At 60.3% G+C, this 640-nt stretch carries 1 protein-coding gene; it reads right to left on the bottom strand.

What is annotated here, in order from left to right:
• Nucleotides 1-82: 82 nt before the first annotated feature.
• Nucleotides 83-640, bottom strand: a 558-nt coding sequence (locus ACFQ24_RS03775) for an ATP-binding protein (protein ID WP_380909118.1), incomplete at its 5' end; no start/stop codon positions are given.

A 640-nucleotide genomic window follows, 5' to 3' on the forward strand; every position in this document is an offset into this window, starting at 1 on the left:
TGTAGCGCGACAAACAGGATGAGGATTGCGCGTCAATCAGGATGAGAATGTGATTGTCGCGGCGCGTCATTCAGTGCCGATTTTAATTGTCGCTGGCAAGGACCTCGTTCTCATCCTGATTGTCGCGGATGGTCTCGAGGACTTTGGGTGTGGTGTAGGCGGCAGGACGTCCAGCCCCGGTGCGACGGGCCTGGGCTGTGCGCCGGCGATAGCTTTCGACGTTCATCTCGAAGATCGTGGCGTGATGCACGAGCCTGTCGACTGCAGCGAGCGTCATTGCCGGGTCCGGGAATACGCGGTTCCACTCACCGAAGGGTTGGTTGGCGGTGATGAGCAGGGATCTGCGCTCGTATCGGGCGCTGATCAATTCGAAGAGGACGGAGGTTTCCGCCTGATCGCGCGAGACGTAGGCGAAGTCGTCGAGAATGAGCAGATGATACTTGTCGAGCTTGGCGATTGCGGATTCCAGCGTCAGTTCGCGGCGAGCCACCTGCAGACGTTGGACGAGGTCAGAGGTGCGGGTGAACAGTGCTCGCCAGCCATTTTCCACCAATGCCAGGCCGATTGCCGCCGCCAGATGGCTTTTGCCGCCGCCTGGCGGGCCGAACAGGATGAGATTGGAACCCTGGTCGAGCCAGCC

Source organism: Sphingobium olei (genome assembly GCF_042678845.1).
GTDB lineage: Bacteria > Pseudomonadota > Alphaproteobacteria > Sphingomonadales > Sphingomonadaceae > Sphingobium > Sphingobium olei.